Origin of the sequence: Sphingosinicella flava, from assembly GCF_016025255.1 — a bacterium.
Classification (GTDB): Bacteria; Pseudomonadota; Alphaproteobacteria; order Sphingomonadales; family Sphingomonadaceae; genus Allosphingosinicella; species Allosphingosinicella flava.
In genome coordinates, this window is sequence record NZ_CP065592.1 from 1,958,347 (window position 1) to 1,976,390 (window position 18,044).

11 protein-coding genes are annotated in these 18,044 nt (G+C 64.0%); 7 read left to right on the top strand and 4 right to left on the bottom strand.

The genetic code is table 11. The features are described from left to right. The first annotated feature begins 26 nt into the window (after positions 1-26). The 4 genes from thrS to IC614_RS10070 all read left to right on the top strand — a co-directional run bounded on the left by thrS (position 27) and on the right by IC614_RS10070 (position 7,570). The gene (gene thrS, locus IC614_RS10055) at positions 27-2,027 is read left to right on the top strand and encodes a threonine--tRNA ligase (protein ID WP_200971254.1); all 2,001 of its coding nucleotides are present in this window, start codon (positions 27-29) and stop codon (positions 2,025-2,027) included. 60 nt (positions 2,028-2,087) lie between these two features. Further along, positions 2,088-3,704: an HNH endonuclease gene (locus tag IC614_RS10060; protein ID WP_200971255.1), complete on the top strand. Its 1,617-nt coding sequence runs from the start codon at positions 2,088-2,090 to the stop codon at positions 3,702-3,704. A gap of 159 nt (positions 3,705-3,863) precedes the next feature. Next, the gene (gene infC, locus IC614_RS10065; protein ID WP_200971256.1) at positions 3,864-4,379 is read left to right on the top strand and encodes a translation initiation factor IF-3; all 516 of its coding nucleotides are present in this window, start codon (positions 3,864-3,866) and stop codon (positions 4,377-4,379) included. A gap of 305 nt (positions 4,380-4,684) precedes the next feature. Further along, a complete protein-coding gene (locus IC614_RS10070; protein WP_200971257.1) occupies positions 4,685-7,570 on the top strand; it encodes a TonB-dependent receptor in 2,886 nt (961 codons plus the stop codon). 169 nt (positions 7,571-7,739) lie between these two features. Here IC614_RS10070 and IC614_RS10075 read toward each other — a convergent pair whose 3' ends face one another. Further along, positions 7,740-10,502: a [protein-PII] uridylyltransferase gene (locus tag IC614_RS10075; RefSeq protein ID WP_200971258.1), complete on the bottom strand. Its 2,763-nt coding sequence runs from the start codon at positions 10,500-10,502 to the stop codon at positions 7,740-7,742. Positions 10,503-10,588: 86 nt separating this feature from the next. Then, positions 10,589-13,207, bottom strand: coding sequence for a DNA mismatch repair protein MutS (gene mutS, locus IC614_RS10080; RefSeq protein WP_226372632.1), 2,619 nt, complete (start codon positions 13,205-13,207; stop codon positions 10,589-10,591). Between the two features lie 175 nt (positions 13,208-13,382). Here mutS and IC614_RS10085 point away from each other — a divergent pair, with 175 nt between their 5' ends. Beyond that, complete coding sequence (locus tag IC614_RS10085) at positions 13,383-15,644, top strand: NADP-dependent malic enzyme (protein WP_200971259.1); 2,262 nt, start codon at positions 13,383-13,385, stop codon at positions 15,642-15,644. 91 nt (positions 15,645-15,735) lie between these two features. On the opposite strand, the gene IC614_RS10090 is transcribed toward IC614_RS10085, so the two are convergent. Continuing rightward, positions 15,736-16,209 (bottom strand): outer membrane protein assembly factor BamE, encoded by a 474-nt coding sequence (locus IC614_RS10090; protein ID WP_200971260.1) that lies wholly within the window; start codon positions 16,207-16,209, stop codon positions 15,736-15,738. Positions 16,210-16,390: 181 nt separating this feature from the next. On the opposite strand from IC614_RS10090, the gene IC614_RS10095 reads away from it, so the two are divergent. After that, positions 16,391-16,867: a ubiquinol-cytochrome C chaperone family protein gene (locus tag IC614_RS10095; RefSeq protein WP_226372633.1), complete on the top strand. Its 477-nt coding sequence runs from the start codon at positions 16,391-16,393 to the stop codon at positions 16,865-16,867. Further along, the gene (locus IC614_RS10100; protein ID WP_200971264.1) at positions 16,864-17,397 is read left to right on the top strand and encodes a YceD family protein; all 534 of its coding nucleotides are present in this window, start codon (positions 16,864-16,866) and stop codon (positions 17,395-17,397) included. The genes IC614_RS10095 and IC614_RS10100 overlap by 4 nt, the downstream gene beginning before the upstream one ends. 118 nt (positions 17,398-17,515) lie before the next feature. Here IC614_RS10100 and ssb read toward each other — a convergent pair whose 3' ends face one another. Further along, the gene (gene ssb / locus IC614_RS10105) at positions 17,516-18,034 is read right to left on the bottom strand and encodes a single-stranded DNA-binding protein (protein WP_200971266.1); all 519 of its coding nucleotides are present in this window, start codon (positions 18,032-18,034) and stop codon (positions 17,516-17,518) included. Positions 18,035-18,044: the final 10 nt, after the last annotated feature.

Genomic DNA, 18,044 nt, shown 5'->3' on the forward strand with positions numbered 1-18,044 from the left:
CCCGCATGAAAGCGCCAAGGTTTCCCATGTCCGAGATGTTCAAGATCGCCCTTCCCGACGGTTCCGTCCGCGAAGTGGCGCCGGGCACCACGCCGGGAGACGTCGCGGCGGCGATCGGGCCGGGCCTCGCCAAGGCGGCGATCGCGGCGCGGGTGAACGGCGAGCTGCGCGACATCATGCGGCCGTTCGAAGGCGATTCCGATCTCGCGCTGGTGACGAGCCGCGACGAGGTGGACGCGCTGGAACTCGCCCGGCACGATTTCGCCCATATCCTCGCCGAGGCGGTGCAGAATTTGTATCCGGGGACGCAGATCACCTTCGGTCCGGCGACCGACGACGGCTTCTATTACGATTTCGCGCACAAGGGCCGGCCGTTCACCGACGAAGACCTGCCCGCCATCGAGGAAGAGATGCGGCGGATCATCCGGGCCGACCAGCCGCTGCGCCGCGAAGTGTGGACACGCGACGACCTGATCGCCCGCTTCAAGGCCCAGGGCGAGACGTTCAAGGCCGAATGGGCGGCGGAGCTGCCGGAGGGCGAGGAGCTGACCGTCTATTGGTCGGGCGACAAATGGATGGACATGTGCCGGGGGCCGCATCTCGCCTCGACCGGCAAATTGGATCCGCAGGCGTTCAAGTTGACGCGCGTGTCGGGCGCTTATTGGCGCGGCGACCAGAAGAATGCGATGCTCTCGCGCATCTACGGCACGGCGTGGCTCAACAAGAAGCAATTGGACGCGCACCTTCACCGGCTCGAGGAAGCGGCGAAGCGCGATCACCGCAAGATCGGGCAGGAAATGGACCTTTTCCATCTCCAGCCCGAAGCGCAGGGATCGGTCTTCTGGCACCCCAAGGGCTGGGTGATCTGGCGGAGCCTCGAAGCCTATATGCGCCGCAGATTGGATGCGGCGGGCTATCAGGAGATCAAGACGCCGCAGCTGATGGACGCGCGGCTGTGGGAGCAATCCGGTCACTGGGGCAAATATCGCGAGAATATGTTCGTGGTGCCGGACGAAGTGCCCAATACCGATGAAGAAGGACCGGTGATTTCGGGCGAGGCGTCGTGGATGGCGCTCAAGCCCATGAACTGCCCGGCCCACGTCCAGGTCTTCCGCCAGGGCATCACATCCTATCGCGATCTGCCGATGCGCCTCGCCGAATTCGGCTGCTGCCACAGGAACGAAGCGCATGGCGCGCTGCACGGTATCATGCGGGTGCGGCAATTCACGCAGGACGATGCGCATATCTTCTGCCGGCAGGATCAGCTGGTCGAGGAAGTGCGCGCCTTTTGCGACCTGCTCGACGCGGTCTATCGGGATCTCGGCTTCGAAAGCTATGCGATCAAGCTGGCGCTGCGGCCCGAAAAAAGGTTCGGGTCGGACGAAATGTGGGATTGGGCCGAGCAGAGCTTGCGCGACGCGGTCGCGGCGACCGGGCGCGCGACGCCTGAATTCGGATGGGAGGAACTGCCGGGCGAAGGCGCCTTCTACGCGCCGAAACTCGAATTCCACCTGACCGACGCGATCGGCCGGACCTGGCAGTGCGGCACGCTGCAGACGGACACGGTGCTGCCGGAACGGCTCGACGCGAGCTATGTCGGCGAGGACGGCCAGCGCCACCGTCCGGTCATGCTACACCGCGCCATTCTCGGCACGTTCGAGCGGTTCATCGGCATCCTCATCGAGCATCATGCCGGGCGTTTCCCGCTCTGGCTCGCGCCGGTGCAGGCGGTGGTCGCGACCATCGTATCGGACGCCGACGATTATGCCGAAGAGGTGCGCGCGAAGCTCGCCGCCGCGGGACTGCGGATCGAAACCGACACGCGCAACGAGAAGATCAACTACAAGGTTCGCGAGCATAGCCTCGCCAAGGTTCCGGCCCTGCTGGTCGTCGGCAAGCGCGAGGCGGAAGAAGGCACGGTGGCCGTCCGCCGCCTGGGCCAGGACGGGCAGCAGGTGGTGAAGGTCGATGATCTCATCGCCATGCTCCGCGCCGAGGCGACACCGCCCGATCTGCGCGGTGTCTAGCGCGACTTGCCTCGCCCGAATTATTGAAGCACCATTCCGACTCAAAGGGATGGAGGGGGAATGTCTCTAGGGTTGCGGCAATTGTCGGCGGGGGACCGCAAAACGCTTATTCAGGAACTCTGGGCCTCGCAAAATGGGAAATGCTACATTTCCGACAGCGCGATAGACCTCCTGCTGCACGAGCATGATCTGGACATAGATCATGTCATTCCCACTCGAGACGGCGGAAAAGACGACAAATCCAATTGGGCACTGACCTTCAGCAGCTATAATCGCAGCAAGCAAGCGTCCGATCTGCGAATCGCCAGAATCCTGGCAAGACTGGAAGCCATGCGTAGCGGTATCACCGATCCGCGAGGCATCAATCTCGGCCATATCCTCGATCATTCCCAAGGAGGCCGCCACCCGCTGAAGTTCCAGCTCTCGCAAGACAAAGCGGCGATCAGCTATTCATATGCCGCTGTCGGCGATCCATCCATCCGGTCAGCGCCTCTATTCAGGGATAAATTGTCAGACCTCGAATATGTATTCCTCCACCTCCCGATCGAATATCTATTTCACGACGACACGCTCAACCCCCGCGGCATAGGCAATAATATTCGAGGTCTCATCGAAGAATTTTTCCGCGGCTTCCCGCAATTGCATGTGCCTTTGGGATGGATCGACACCACGGAAGAGGGCGGTTCACGCGTTCGTATCTTCGATGGTCAGCATAAGGCTGCGGCCCAGATTCTCTTGGGCGTGCGTGCGCTCCCGATCCGCTTGTTCGTTAACCCCGACCGGGATCTCTTGCTGACCGCGAATACGCGAGCCGGGACGACGCTCCGGCAAGTTGCCTTTGACAAGGCCACGCAACGTCATCTTGGCGCGAGCATCTTGAGGGACAGGGTTCTAAGATTCCTATCGGATCGTCAGCATCCCAGCGATTATACGAGCTTCACCGAGCAGCAGCTCGTCGATCACTTCAAGGGCGAACAAGCGCAGATGAAGCGTTACATTATCGATGCGCAACGAAACGATGTCACCTACCATCCTGACAATAGACTGCGCGATTTCATTGAAATGGGCGGTAAGGGAACGGAACGACCTATTTCCTACAGCGCGGTCGAAAAAGCGATCTATTCGCAGATGATCTTTGGCGGAATGCTGGACACGCCAGCCGATTACAAATCGGAAGCCGGGGAAAATCCGCGCGATCTGGAGCGGGAACAGATTGTGCGTTTCCTGAATCTCGTCGCCGCCCACATCTATGTCGGATTTTATGACTTCGAGGTGGGGAGCGGCAAAATCGAAAGCAAGGTGCAAAAAGGCGAGGTAGTTCCCGACGAACATCTGCGTGCCCATCGCATGGGCCGCGAGGAGATCCTTTATGCCTGGATCGAACTGGCGATGATCGTGTGCCAGACCAGCGTCATTGCAGGCGGAAAGACCTGGGATAAGGACCGGCCATTTCATAAACCGTTGTCGGAACAGGTTTGGAAGAGCTTAGAGCATTTCGTGATCAATTTTTCACGGCTTCCGCTTTGGAAAAACCGTTCGTTGTCAGCCACGATTTTCGGGGGCAAGCAGAATTTCCAATTCTGGAAAGATGCCTTTGCCACAGGCACGGCCAACGGCATCCACATTCTGGCGGGCGGTGGCGTAAGCCTTATCGACTTGATGAACGAGCCCTCTTAAGGGGCACGCGCAATCTTCGGCGCTACACATTATGGCGCGAAATCTGAAGCGGCCTGGCGGCTGCATCTTCCAATTCCTCGCGTCAGCGACTAGGTGAAGGCCTGTCCTTCTGAACCACATGGAGATTGTGCTATACGTCCCCCTCTGAACCGGCGCCCGATGGCGCCGCCCATGAATGGCCCCCGCTATAACGAGTTCATTCAGTCTCCAAAGGTGCGCGTCATCGATGGAGATGGCGAGAATCTGGGTGTGATGTTCACGCGTGAGGCGATTGAGCAGGCGGCGGAAGTCGGCCTCGACCTCGTCGAAGTGTCGCCCAACGCCGACCCGCCCGTCGCCAAATTTTTGGACGTAGGCAAATATAAATACGAGGCGCAGAAAAAGGCGAACCTCGCCCGCAAGAGCCAGAAGACGCAGGAGATCAAGGAGATCAAGATGCGTCCCAATATCGACGATCACGATTACGACGTGAAGATGAAGTCGATCCACAAGTTCATCGGCGAAGGCGACAAGGTGAAGGTAACCTTGCGCTTCCGTGGCCGCGAGCTCGCTCACGGGCAGCTCGGCATGCAACTCCTTCAGCGCGTCCAGGCCGATACCGAAGCCGATGCGAAGGTCGAGCAGCATCCGCGCATGGAAGGCCGCCAGATGCTGATGGTGCTCGCGCCGAAATAAGGGCTTAGCCCATCGCCGATGCTCTCAAAGGGCGGGCGGAAGAGGTCTTTCAGGCTTCTCGTCCGCCTTTTTTCATGCTGCACATGCGAATTGCCGCCCCGGCAGGATATGGCGGCTTTGGCGCTTTCCGTAACGGCAAGCTGCACGGGGTGCCTTCTAGCCAGTTTTCGTTTGAAACTATCTTGTTGCGAATTTGCAATGAATCCTGCGAAAGCGGCGCGATTCCGCCATTATCCTGCTGGCTGACCCCCTTTCTTTTCGATAGGCTCCCTTCAAAAGAAACCAATTTCAGTTGGGAGAGGGCAATGACGAAATCAATTTGGTTGCTGTCGGCGGGGGCGCTGGCGATGTCCGTGCCGGCTTACGCGCAGGACAATAGCAGCGAGACGAGCCAGACCACCGTCACCGAACAATCCGCCGCGGTTCAGCAGGACCAGGATATCGACGAAGCCAACGACATCATCGTTACCGCGCAAGGCCGTGAGCAGATTCTGCAAGACGTGCCGCTGGCGGTGAACGTCGTGGATGCCGAAGCCCTGCAGAATTCGGGGGCGACCGATATCCGCGCGCTCAACCAGCTCGCGCCGTCGCTTCTCGTCTCGTCGACGGGTTCTGAATCGAACGGTTCCGCCCGTATCCGCGGCATCGGCACGGTCGGCGACAATCCCGGCCTCGAAAGCTCGGTCGCCGTGTTCATCGACGGCGTCTACCGCTCGCGCACCGGCATCGGCCTCAACGAGCTTGGCGAGATCGACCGCGTCGAAGTGCTGCGCGGGCCGCAGGGTACCCTCTTCGGCCGCAATGCGTCGGCGGGCATTCTCAACATCGTGTCGAAGAAGCCGAACCTCAACGCGATGGAAGGCTATGGCGAGTTCACCTACGGCAATTACGACCTGCTCCGCCTCGGCGCAGGCATAACCGGACCGATCGGAGAGAGCGGCCTTGGCTATCGCCTGGACGGCGTCTGGGTGCAGCGCGACGGCTATTTGAAGGTCAACGATCCGCAGGGCGGCACCGAAAGCCGCCTCAACGACCGCGACCGCTATTTCGTGCGCGGACAGCTGTCCTATGAGCCGAGCAGCGATTTCGAAGTCCGCTTGATCGGCGATTATTCCAAGCGCGATGAAAGCTGCTGCGGCGCCGTCTATCTCGAAACGCGGGAAACCTACGATCCGACCCCAGGCGTGGCGGGCGACTATGCCTATCGCCCCACGAACCGCATCGTGAATATCCTGCAGGCATTGGGCGAAACCTTCCCCAACAGCGTGAACGGCAATCCTTACCGCCAGAACCCGTACAACCGTGTCGCATCCGTGACGCCGGGCCGGACCTATCGCAACGAGACCGAGGATTACGGCTTGTCGGGACAGATCGATTGGGATGCCGGCTTCGGCACCCTCACCTCGATCACCGCCTATCGCGGCTACAAGGCTGGCGGTGCGGGGGACATCGACTATGGCCGCGCCGACATCGCCTATCGCCCGGCGGATGGGAACAATTTCAGGAAGTTCGAGACGTTCAGCCAGGAGCTGCGGCTCCAGGGATCGGCGTTCGAGGACAGGCTCGACTGGCTGGTCGGCGCTTATTTCGCCAATGAAGACCTGCACGTCGCCGATAACACGCGATTCGGCGAAGATTATGGGGCATTCGCCGCCTGCCGCGTTGTGGCAGGCCTTAACAATCCGGCTTTGGTTCGCGTTGGCCGACCCGGTTGCGTGAGCACTGAGCAAGTTCCTGGTTTTCCAATCAACTACCGACAGGCACTGGCAGGTCAGATTGCGGGCCTTGCTGGCGGTGGTGCGACAGGCTTAGCGCGCGCGGGGACAATCTTGAGTGGCCTCGATCGCTTGGGCTTCGTCAGCGATGTGGGCGATATTCGTGCGAATTATTATCAGGACAGCACCAATTATGCGTTCTTTACGCACAATATTTTCAACATCACGGATCAGCTGAGTGTCACGCTCGGCCTCCGCTACACGAACGAGAACAAGAAATTCCGGGCGGATTTCAACAACAACAATGCGGCATGCCCGGCCCAACAGGCATCCTTGCTGCCGCTTCTCGCTCAGATCAGCGCCGATCCGACGCTGACCGCGGCCAATCGCGCGCAATTGCAGCAGGTCGTGGGCGGGATCGTAACCCTGACCTGCCAAGGCAATTCCAGCACATCGCTCAACGGTCTCGATCTCAGCGACGAGTTTGACGACGGCGAGCTGACTGGTACCGGCATCCTTTCGTTCAAGCCGACCGAAGACCTGATGACCTATGCCAGCTATTCGAAGGGCTATAAGGCGGGCGGCTACAATCTTGACCGCTCGGCGCTCGGCACCCGCCCGGTGGGCGCCAACCCGACGCTTGGCATTCGCGACAATGGCGACGTCGAAGATCTGCGCTTCGCGGCGGAGAAGGTCGACGCATATGAAATCGGCTTCAAATATGGCGGCCGCGGCTTCACGCTGAACGTCGCCGGTTTCTGGCAGGAGTTCAAAAACTTCCAGCTCAACACCTTCAACGGATCGGTGTTCATCGTCCAGAATATCGGATCCTGCGCGGACGATCTGGGCGGCGGCGACCGCGACGCGTCGGCGGCGACCGGCGCCTGCTCGGGCGACAAGAAAGCGGGCGTGCGCTCGCGCGGGGTCGAGGTTGAAGCCTCGCTTCGCCCGTCGCGCGATCTCAATGTCAATCTCGGCTATACCTACGCCCAGACCAAGTACCGGAACAACCTGACCGGTGCGGGCACCGATCCGCTCGATCCGTTCCTGTTCCTGCTGCCGGGCGACAATGTATCGAACGCGCCGGAGCATGTCGTGACGACGTCCGTCTCCTGGACGCCGGAAATCGGCAATAGCGGCCTCACCGGCCTCGTCTATGTCGATAGCCGCATGACGTCGGACTATAATACCGGCTCCGACCTATTCCCGGAAAAGGAACAGGACGGCTATGCGGTCGTCAACGCCCGCATCGGCGTGCGGGGCCCGGACGAGCGCTGGGCGGTGGAACTTTGGGCGCAGAATTTGCTGGACGAGGAATATCAGCAGGTTGCGTTCAATTCGCCGTTCCAGGGCGCGAACAGCCGGGCGCAGGTCGCGGCTTTCGGGGCACCAGGCTTCGCCACGGCGAACCAGCTCTTCTCGACCTACCTGGCCGAGCCGCGTACCTACGGTCTGACGGTTCGCGGCCGCTTCTAAGCGCCCGCATCTTTAAGGCAGAAAGGGCCTCCTGTTTTCGAACAGGGGGCCTTTTCCTTACCAACGTCTATTGGGCTCCGGCCCTCCGGCGCAGCGCAAATAAACTACGGCCGCCCAACGGTATCGAAAGAACGGCTGGGTTCCGGCCTGCGCCGGAACACAAAGAGGCTTAAGCTGCGTTCCGCGCTTTTATTGGCCGCTCGCCACCCGCCGCGGCCGCCAAATGCTTGTGAAGCGCCTTGAGCTTGGCCGGGCTTTCGATCTTTCCGCCCTTGGCATCGGTCAGATAGAAGACGTCGACCGCGCGTTCGCCATAGGTGGCGATGTGGGCGGAATGGATGCTCATTTTCGACTGCAGGATCGCGCCCGCCAGGCCGCTCAGCAAGGCGGCGCGATCGCGGGCGTTGACCTCGACGATCGTGTAGCGGCTCGACGCCTCGTTATCGATGAACACGGCGGGTTGAATGGGGAAGGCTTCGGCACGCGGCAGGGGCAACGCGCGCGCTTCAAGCCGGGCAATCTCAGGCTCATGGCCTGAGGCGGCGGCGAGCACTGCCTTTTCCAATCGCTCGAGCTGGTAACGGTCGCAGCAAGGCGCGCCGTCCGCGCCCTGAACCAGAAAATTGTCGAGCGCCATGCCGTCCAAGGTCGTGTGAATGCGCGCGTCGATGATATTGCCGCCGCCCAAGCTGATCGCCGCCGCGGTGCGGTAGAAGAGGCCTGGTTGATCCTTGGCATAAAGGGTGATCAGGGTTGCGCCCCGCTCCTCCTCCGCATTGAGCGCGAGCGCCGGTCCGCCGTCGGGAATCCGGTCGGCTTCGTCCATCAGCCGGGCGTTGCGCTCCACAACGTCCAGCGGCTCGGCGAGCCAATAGGAATCGGCGAACCGCGTAGTGAGCCGGGCGAAGCGGCTATCGTCCCAGCGGAGGCGGGCGGCAAGGTCGTCCTGGATGGCGGCGATCCGTTCGGCGCGGCCCTTTTGCTTGTGGCCGAGCCGCAAAAGCTCCTCCGCGCTTTCGAAAAGGGTGCGCAGCAGCTGTCGCTTCCAGCCGTTCCAGACGCCCGGACCCACGGCGCGAATGTCGACGACGGTGAGCATCAGGAGGAGGCGCAGCCGCTCCGGGCTTTTTACCCGCTCCGCGAAATCGGCGATGGTTTCGGGGTCGCTGAGGTCGCGCTTGAAGGCGGTCGCGGACATGAGGAGATGCCAGCGCACCAGCCAGGCGACCGTCTGGGTTTCGGCTTCGTCGAGGCCGAGACGGGGGCAGAGGTGGTCCGCAATTTCGGCACCGAGGATGCTGTGGTCGCCGCCCCGACCCTTGGCGATGTCGTGGAGAAGGACGGCGACGTAGAGCGCGCGCCGCGATGAGATGCGCTTGAAGAGGCCAGTGGAGAGCGGGTGATCTTCCTTCAACTCCCCCTTCTCGATGCGGGAGAGAAGGCCGATGGCGCGGATCGAATGCTCGTCGACTGTGTAGTGATGATACATGTCGAACTGCATCTGCGCGACGACGCGGCCGAAATCGGGCACGAAGCGGCCGAACACGCCCGCCTCGTTCATCCAGCGCAATACGGTTTCCGGATCGCGCGGGCTGGTGAGCACGTCGAGGAAGAGGGCGTTGGCGCGTCTGTCCGCCCGCACGGCGGCGTCGATCAGCTTGGCGTCCCGCCCTGCCGCCCGCATGGCAAGGGGGTGGATTTCGAGGTTGTGAAGGTCCGCGAGGGCGAACATCTGGATGAGGCGGACGGGATCACGGCCAAGAAAATCGTCGGAGGGGAGGGCGAGGCGGCCCTTGTCGAGGACGAAGCCTTCGAGCTTGCGCGGGCGGCGGCGCAGGGTGGGGAGGCCGAAGCGGCGTTCCTTCTGCGCGAACTTCTCGTCCAAGTGCGCAAGGAAGAGACCAGTCAAATCGCCCACCGCTTTCGCGGTCAGAAAATAATGCTGCATGAACCGCTCGACCGCCGAGCGCCCCGGGCGGTTGGCATAATGCATCCGTTCCGCGATCTCGCGCTGGACATCGAAGGTCAGGCGCTCCTCCGGCCGTCCGGCGAGGATGTGGAGGTGGCAGCGCACCGCCCATAGGAAACGCTCGGCCTTCTGGAAGCGGCGGAGTTCATCGGGGGTGAGCAGGCCTTTTTCGACCAGGTCCGGGACGGACGTCACGCGATAGGCATATTTGCCGATCCAATAGAGGGTGTGAAGATCGCGCAGGCCGCCTTTGCCATCCTTCACATTGGGTTCGACGACGTAGCGGCTGTCGCCCAATTTGCGGTGGCGGGCGTCGCGTTCCTCCAATTTTTCGTTGACGAAGGCCCCCGCCTTGTCACCCACGACCTCACGCCAGAAGCGGGCAACGACCTCGTCATGCAGCCGCTCGTCGCCCCAGAGATAGCGGGATTCGAGGATGGCGGTGCGGACGGTATGGTCCTTCATCGCCGCGCCAATCGTCTCGTCGAGGCTGCGGCTGCTATGGCCGATCTTCAGGCCCAGATCCCACAGCATGTAGAGCATCGATTCGATCGCCTGTTCGGGCCAGCCATTGGGCTTCCAGGGGGTGATGAAAGCGATGTCGACGTCCGAATGGAGCGCCATTTCGCCGCGCCCATAGCCGCCGACGGCGAGCAGCAGCAGCCGCTCGGCCGCGGTCGGATTGGCGAGCGGATGAAGGTGCGTCACGGTAAAATCGTGGACGAGGCGCAGGATTTGGTCGGTGAGGAAGGCGTAAGCCGCCGCGATTTCCGTGCCTGCGTAAGGCGTTTCGGCGAGGCGGCGGGCGATTTCGGCGCGGCCCGAGGCCAAGGCTTTCTTCAGAAGGTCAACCGCCTTTTGCCGCCGTCCTTCCTCGCGGCCGATCGCATCCAGCCGGTCGGCGAGCGCGCGCCGGTCAATGATGGCGCGCCGGTTGGGAATCGCTGTGTCGCGGATCGGCATGTCGATAGTGTAGTGCGTTCCTGCGCAAGCAGGAACCCAGCGGCACCGGTGGTATGACTGGGCTCCTGCTTTCGCAGGAGCACTGACTAGCTTTGCTCCGCCGCCAGCCGCTTCAATTGGTAGACGAGATCGAGCGCCTCGCGGGGGCTGAGCGCGTCTGCGTCGACCCCGGCGAGCATCTCGATCAAGGGATCAGGGGCAGTATCCTCTTGCGCGGCGGTCGCGGCGAAAAGGGGGAGGTCGTCGAGGCCTGCCGCAATGCCGCCGGTCGCGGCTTTCCCTTCCTCGAGCTTCGCCAGCACCGCCTTGGCGCGGGCGAGGACGGGCGGGGGCATGCCCGCGAGCTTGGCGACGGCGAGGCCGTAGCTGCGGTCGGCCGGGCCTTCGGCGACTTCGTGGAGAAAGACGAGCTCACCCTTCCACTCGCGCGCGCGGACATGGTGGAGGGAGAGGGCGTCCAATCGCTCGGCGAGACGGGTCAGCTCGTGATAATGGGTGGCGAACAGGCAGCGGCACTTGTTGCGGTCGTGAATGCCCTCCACCACCGCCCAGGCGATGGCGAGACCATCATAAGTGGAAGTGCCGCGCCCGACTTCGTCGAGAATGACGAAGCTCCGCTCCGTCGCCTGGGCGAGAATGGCGGCGGTTTCGACCATCTCGACCATGAAGGTGGATCGGCCGCGCGCGAGATTGTCCGAGGCGCCGACGCGGCTGAACAGGCGGTCGACCGGGCCGAGCACGGCCCTTGCGGCGGGCACGTAGGATCCCGCCTGGGCGAGCACCGCGATCAGTGCGTTCTGGCGCAGGAAGGTCGATTTGCCGCCCATGTTCGGGCCGGTGACGAGCCACAGGCGGGAGGCTTCGGACAGGCCGCAATCGTTGGCGACGAAGCGCGCGCCGCTGGCCTTCAGGGCTTCTTCCACGACCGGATGGCGGCCGCCCTCGACCTCGAAGCAATTGCGATCCTCGAATTGCGGACGGCACCAGCCGCCTTCCGCCGCGCGCTCGGCGAGCGCGGCGGCGACGTCCAGGCGGGCAAGCGCGTCGGCGGCGGCGGCGATGGGATGGGCGCGCTTCAGGGCTTCGGCAATCAGTTCTTCCAGATGCGCCGCCTCGGCCGCCAGCGCGTGGGCGCCCGCCTGGCCGACGCGCATCGCCTGTTCATGAAGGTCGGGTGCGTTGAAGCGGACGACGCCGGCGAGGGTCTGGCGGTGGGTGAAGCCCGAATCCGCGGCCATTAGCGGATCGGCGTGCCGCGCCGAAACTTCGATATGATAGCCGAGCACGGCATTATGCCTGATCTTCAAGGTCGCGATGCCGGTCTGCTGGCGGTAGCGTGCCTCCAGCGCCGCGATGGCGCGGCGCCCCTCGCCACCCGTGCTGCGGAGCGCGTCGAGGGCGGCGTCATAGCCTTCGGCGATATAGCCGCCGCCCGCGGTGTCGATGGGCGGCGCGGGGACGAGAGCGCGGGAGAGGAGATCGACCAGAGCGCCGTGGCCAGTGAGGGCGGGAAGCAGGGCGTCGAGCAAGGTAGGCCGCTCTCCGCGCGCGGCGAGCCTGTCGTGAAGGCGTCTGGCTTCGTCGAGACCGTCGCGGAGTTGGCCGAGATCGCGCGGACTGCCGCGCCCCGCCACTAAGCGGCCGAGGGCGCGGCCGATGTCGGGCAGGGCTTTCAATTGGCGGCGGAGGCCGTCGCGCAGGCCCGCATCGCCTTCGAAGAGGGTGACAAGGTCCAGCCGCTCGCCGATCCTTGCCGGATCGAGCAGGGGCGCGCCGATGTCGGCGGCGAGCAGGCGGGCGCCAGCGCCGGTGACGGTGCGGTCGACGGCGGCGAGCAGGCTGCCCGCGCGGGTGCCGGCTTGCGAGACGCATAGCTCCAGGCTTTCGCGCGTCGCGGCATCGATCATCATATGCCCGTCGGCGCGGCGCGGCGCGGGCGGGCGGAGGAAGGGCAGCGAGTCGCGCGCCACTTCGTCGAGATAGGCGAGGAGGCCGCCCGCCGCGCAGAGCGCCGCGCGGTCGAACTGGCCGAAGCCGTCGAGGGTGGCGACCTCGAACCGCTCCTTCAGGTGCCGTTCGGCGGTCACGCTGTCGAAGCCGCTGCGCCGCTCGCGCAGGTCGCATCCGGCCAGGGCTTCGTAATGTTCGGGGGCCACAACCTCCGAGGCGGCGAGGCGGGCGAGTTCCGCATCGAGCGCGCCGGGAGCGACGGAAAAGAGCTCGAACAGGCCGGTCGACACGTCCGCTGCCGCGATGCCGTAGCGCTCGCCGACCTTCGCGACCGCCGCCAGCCAGTTGGCGGCGCGGCTGTCGAGCAGGGCTTCCTCGGTCAGCGTGCCCGCCGTCACGACGCGGACGATGGCGCGCGACACCAGGGTCTTGCCGCCGCGCTTCTTGGCCTCGGCGGGGCTTTCGGTCTGCTCGGCGATGGCGACGCGGAAGCCGCTTTTGATAAGGCGGGCGAGATAGGCCTCGGCGGCGTGGACGGGAACGCCGCACATCGGCACCGGTTCGCCGTCATGCTCGCCGCGCGCGGTCAGCGCGATGTCGAGGCACCCCGCAGCGGCCTTGGCATCGTCGAAGAACAGCTCGAAGAAATCGCCCATGCGGTAGAAGAGCAGGCAATCGGACGCCTCGGCCTTGAGCGCCAGATATTGCGCCATCATCGGGGTCGGCCCGCCGTCCGTCTTCGCCTTCGTCGCCATGGGACAAGCGATAAAGGCTGGATAGGCTGTGACAAGGTTCATTGTGTTCCGGCGAAGGCCGGAACCCAGCCGTTCGACCGGCGCCGCTGGGCTCCGGCTTTCGCCGGAGCACAACAGGGTTCAACTCTTCAAAAATGGCCTCTAGAGGAAGGCGACCAATGGGAGACTTCGGCGCATGAGCGAAAGCAATATCACCTTTTCCGAAGCCGAAGCCCTGCACTTCCATGCCAAGGGCCGCCCCGGAAAGATCGAGATCGTGGCGTCGAAGCCGATGGCGACGCAGCGCGACCTCTCCCTTGCTTATTCCCCCGGCGTCGCGGTGCCGGTGCGCGCGATCGCCGCCAATCCCGCCTGCGCCTATGATTATACCGCCAAGGGCAACCTCGTCGCCGTCATCTCCAACGGCACGGCGATCCTCGGCCTCGGCAATCTCGGCGCGCTGGCGTCGAAACCGGTGATGGAAGGCAAAGCGGTGCTCTTCAAACGCTTCGCCGATGTCGACTCGATCGACCTCGAACTCGCGACCGAGGATGTCGATGCGTTCGTGAACGCGGTCGCGCTGCTCGAGCCGAGCTTCGGCGGCATCAACCTGGAGGATATCGCCGCGCCGTCCTGCTTCATCATCGAGCAGGCGTTGCGCGAACGGATGAACATTCCGGTCTTTCACGACGATCAGCACGGCACGGCGATCATCACCGCCGCCGGGATCATCAATGCCTGCCTGTTGACGGGGCGCGCTCTGAAGGACGTGAAGGTCGTGGTGAACGGCGCGGGCGCGGCGGCGATCGCCTGCACGGAGCTCATCAAAGCGATGGGCGTGCGCCACGATCATGTCATCATGTGCGACCGGCAGGGCGTCATCTATCAGGGCCGCGAAGGCGGGATGGACCAGTGGAAGTCCGCCCATGCGATCGCGACCGACGCGCGGACGCTTAAAGAAGCGCTGGCGGGCGCCGACATCTTCCTCGGCCTCTCCGCCGCCGGAGCGCTGAAGCCCGATATGGTGACGGACATGGCGGCGCAGCCGATCATCTTCGCCATGGCCAATCCGGATCCGGAGATATTGCCGACCGAGGCAAAGGCGGCGCGGCCCGACGCCATCGTCGCGACCGGACGCTCGGACTATCCCAATCAAGTCAACAATGTGCTGGGCTTCCCCTTCATCTTCCGCGGCGCGCTCGACGTGCGGGCGACGACGATCAACGACGAGATGAAGATCGCGGCGGCCCATGCCATCGCCGAACTCGCCCGGCAGCAGGTGCCGGAAGAAGTGGCGGCGGCCTATGGCGGCAAGGCGCAGAGCTTCGGCCCCGATTACATCATCCCCGCCCCCTTCGATCCGCGCCTCATGGAAATGGTGCCCACCGCCGTCGCCCAGGCGGCGATGGACAGCGGAGTCGCGCAGAAGGGGATCGAGGACATGGCGGCCTATCGCATGGCCCTGCGCGCGCGGATGAACCCGACCACGTCCGTCCTGACTCTTGCTTACGAAGCGGCGCGTGCCAATCCGCGCCGGGTGATCTTCGCGGAAGGCGAAGAAGAAGTGGTGCTTCGCGCCGCCGTCGCCTTCCGCGAGGGAGGCTACGGCATTCCGGTGCTGGTCGGACGCGACGATGTGCACGACCGCTTGCGCGCGATGGGCGTCGCGGACCCTGAATCCTACGAGGTGCATAACAGCCGCAATTCGCCGCTCGTGCCCCGTATGATCGACCATCTCTACGCTCGCCTGCAGCGGCGCGGCTATCTCGCCCGCGAGGTCGAGCGGATGGTGAAGCAGGACCGCAACACCTTCGCCGCCGCGCTTCTGGCGCTCGGCGAGGGCGATGCGCTGATCAGCGGCGTCACCCGGCCTTACGCGCAGACCTACAGCCAGCTGCGGCGCGTGATCGACGCGGCGGGCGCCGTGACGCCGTTCGGCATGCATGTCCTGGTCGGGCAAAGCCACACCGTGTTCATGGCCGACACGACGGTGACCGAGCGGCCGACCGCGACCCAGCTTGCCGACATCGCCGAGCACGCGGCGGCCGTCGCCCGCCGCATGGGGCACGAGCCGCGCGTCGCCTTCCTGTCTTATTCCAATTTCGGCAATCCGGAGGGGAAATGGCTCGACAACGTGCGCGACGCCGTGACCCTGCTCGATCAGCGGCAGACCGATTTCGAATATGAAGGGGAAATGTCGCCGGACGTCGCCCTCAATCCAGCGATGGCGGACAAATATCCGTTCATCCGTCTGTCGGGACCGGCCAACATCCTCGTCATGCCCGGCCTGCAATCGGCCAATTTGTCGGCGAAATTGCTGCGCGAGCTGGGCGGCGATTCGGTGATCGGGCCGATCCTCGTCGGCATGGACCAGCCGGTGCAGATCGCGCCGATGTCGGCGACCGCATCGGATCTCGTCACGCTCGCCGTCCTGTCGGCGGGAGGAATTGCCCGCTGACATTTCAGTGCTCCGGCGAAAGCCGGAGCCCAGCGGCACTAGTCGAATGACTGGGCTCCGGCTTTCGCCGGAGCACAAATCTGCCTGTCTCTTATTGCGGCGTGGGGTTGGTGCCCGCGCCCGGCGCGCCGACGGTGCCGATATTGCCGAACAGCTCCTCCAGGAAGCTGCGGTCGCGGCCGAGCGTCGGCGTCTTTTCGTCATAAGGCTGGATCGAGGCGACCTTGTCGATGCCGGTGCGCTCGGTGGTAAGCACGTTGCCGGCTTCGTCGAAGCGAATGTGCAGCACCGACTGAGTCGCGGGGCGCGGCAGGTTGAAGCCGAACTGCTTCGTGACGCGCGTCACATAATACCAGTCGCGCTGGTCGAATTGGCCGACGAAAGTCGGACGGCCCAGCGTGCCCGCCACGGACTCGCGATTGTCGACGCCGGGCTGGATGGAGGCGGTCAGCACCGGATCCTGCATATAGCCCTGACGGTCGGTGATCTGGCCGCAGGCGGAAACGAGCGCGCTGGCGGCGAGGAGGGAGGCCAAAGCGACGCTTCGTCCGATCCGGAGGGTCATGCTGAATAAACTCCTGAAAACATCCGGTGCACGCTTTGCCCCGGCGTCCGCCTTGCAGGCCGCGATTGGAAACCCCAATATGCGCTCCTGCACCGGCGGCGCAAGTCCGTCCGGGCGACAAGAGGAAAACCCATTGTCTTTTCTGGAACGCCTTTTCGGCAAAAGCCGGCAATCGTCACGGTTGCAGCCACTTTATCGGTCCATCGTCGCCACCGGGCGCGACCCGGTCTGGTATCGCGACGGCAGCGTGCCGGATAGTGTGGATGGACGGTTCGACATGATCGCCACCATCCTCTCCCTCGTCTTAATCCGGCTTGAACAAGGCGGGGAGGCGGCGCGGGCCGACGCGGCGCTCCTGACCGAATTGTTCATCGCCGACATGGACGGCAATATCCGCCAGATGGGCACCGGCGACCTGATGGTCGGCAAGAATATCGGCAAGATGATGGGCGCGCTCGGGGGCCGGATCGGCACGATGCGCGGGGCGCTCGACAGCGGCGAGGGTCTCGAGGGGCCGGTCAGCCGCAACATCTTCCACGATGCGCCCCCGTCCGATGCGGCGGTGTCGTTCATCGCCGCGCGCCTCGAACGCTTCCACAATGCGCTTGGCGAACGGCCCGTCGAGGCGGTGATCGCCGGGGATTTGCCGGCCCTATGAGCAGCCAAGCTGAATTCAGCCGTCCGGTGCGCCTCGACACGCTGCCCGCGACCGGCAAGCCGATGGCGGTGGAAGCCGACGCCACCGAGCGCGCGGCCCTTGCGGAACGGTTCGATCTCGTCGCCATCGACCGGCTGGCGGCGACCCTGACGCTGAAGCGGGACGGCACGGCCGTGACCGCCAAAGGCCGCCTTGAAGCCGCGGTCACGCAAAGTTGCGTCGCGAGCGGCGTGCCCCTGGAGGCCGTGATCGAAGAGGACTTCGACATTCTCTTCCGGCCGGAACCCGTGGACGCCACGCCGGACGATGAAATCGAATTGAGCGAGGCCGAGTGCGATGTGGTCTTCTATCAAGGCGCCATGATCGACGTGGGTGAAGCAGTGGCCGAGACCCTGTCGCTCAGCCTCGATCCTTGGCCCCGGGCGCCGAACGCGGAGGAGGCTCTGCGCGAGGCGGGGGTGAAAACCGAAGAGGTAGCCAAGCGCGAATCCTCGCCCTTCGCGGGTCTCGCGGCGCTCAAGAAAAAGTGATCGTCATTCCGGCGAAAGCCGGAATATCGTGGCGGAAGAGCGCGTTCTGGCCCATGAGATCCCGGCTTTCACCGGGATGACGGTGTGGGGAGGAGCCGGTTGGACGGCCGCCGGACCGTCAGAACGGGACGTCGTCGTCCAGGTCGCTGTCGAAGGCGGGCGCGGGGCGCTGCTGGGGGCGGCTCTGCCCGCCGCCGAAGCCGGAGGATTGGCCCCCGCCAAAGCTCTGATCGTAGCCGCCATCGTCATAGCCGCCGCCCGATCCGCCGCCACCGCCAGAACCGCCGCCGCGCGCATCGAGGAGGACCAGTTCGCCGCGGAAGCGCTGCAGCACGACCTCGGTCGAATATTTGTCCTGCCCGTTATTGTCCTGCCATTTGCGGGTCTGCAGCTGGCCCTCGAGATAGACCTTGGAGCCCTTGCGCAGGTAGGATTTGGCGACCTTGCCCAGATTTTCGTTGAAGATGACGACGCGGTGCCACTCGGTCCGCTCCTGACGGTTGCCGTCGCGGTCCTTCCACGTTTCGGACGTCGCGACCGACAGGTTCACCACCTCTCCGCCATTGCCGAGCGAGCGGGATTCGGGATCCTGCCCGAGATTGCCGACCAGAATTACCTTGTTGACCGAACCCGCCATGTAAAAAGCT

Coding starts and splice junctions, on each gene's coding strand:
- IC614_RS10085 (WP_200971259.1), top strand. CDS start 13,383: ATGAGCGAAAGCAATATCACCTTTTCCGAAGCCGAAGCCCTGCACTTC.
- IC614_RS10070 (WP_200971257.1), top strand. CDS start 4,685: ATGACGAAATCAATTTGGTTGCTGTCGGCGGGGGCGCTGGCGATGTCC.
- IC614_RS10090 (WP_200971260.1), bottom strand. CDS start 16,209: ATGACCCTCCGGATCGGACGAAGCGTCGCTTTGGCCTCCCTCCTCGCC.
- IC614_RS10100 (WP_200971264.1), top strand. CDS start 16,864: ATGAGCAGCCAAGCTGAATTCAGCCGTCCGGTGCGCCTCGACACGCTG.
- ssb (WP_200971266.1), bottom strand. CDS start 18,034: ATGGCGGGTTCGGTCAACAAGGTAATTCTGGTCGGCAATCTCGGGCAG.
- IC614_RS10075 (WP_200971258.1), bottom strand. CDS start 10,502: ATGCCGATCCGCGACACAGCGATTCCCAACCGGCGCGCCATCATTGAC.
- IC614_RS10060 (WP_200971255.1), top strand. CDS start 2,088: ATGTCTCTAGGGTTGCGGCAATTGTCGGCGGGGGACCGCAAAACGCTT.
- mutS (WP_226372632.1), bottom strand. CDS start 13,207: ATGGCGACGAAGGCGAAGACGGACGGCGGGCCGACCCCGATGATGGCG.
- thrS (WP_200971254.1), top strand. CDS start 27: ATGTCCGAGATGTTCAAGATCGCCCTTCCCGACGGTTCCGTCCGCGAA.
- infC (WP_200971256.1), top strand. CDS start 3,864: ATGGCGCCGCCCATGAATGGCCCCCGCTATAACGAGTTCATTCAGTCT.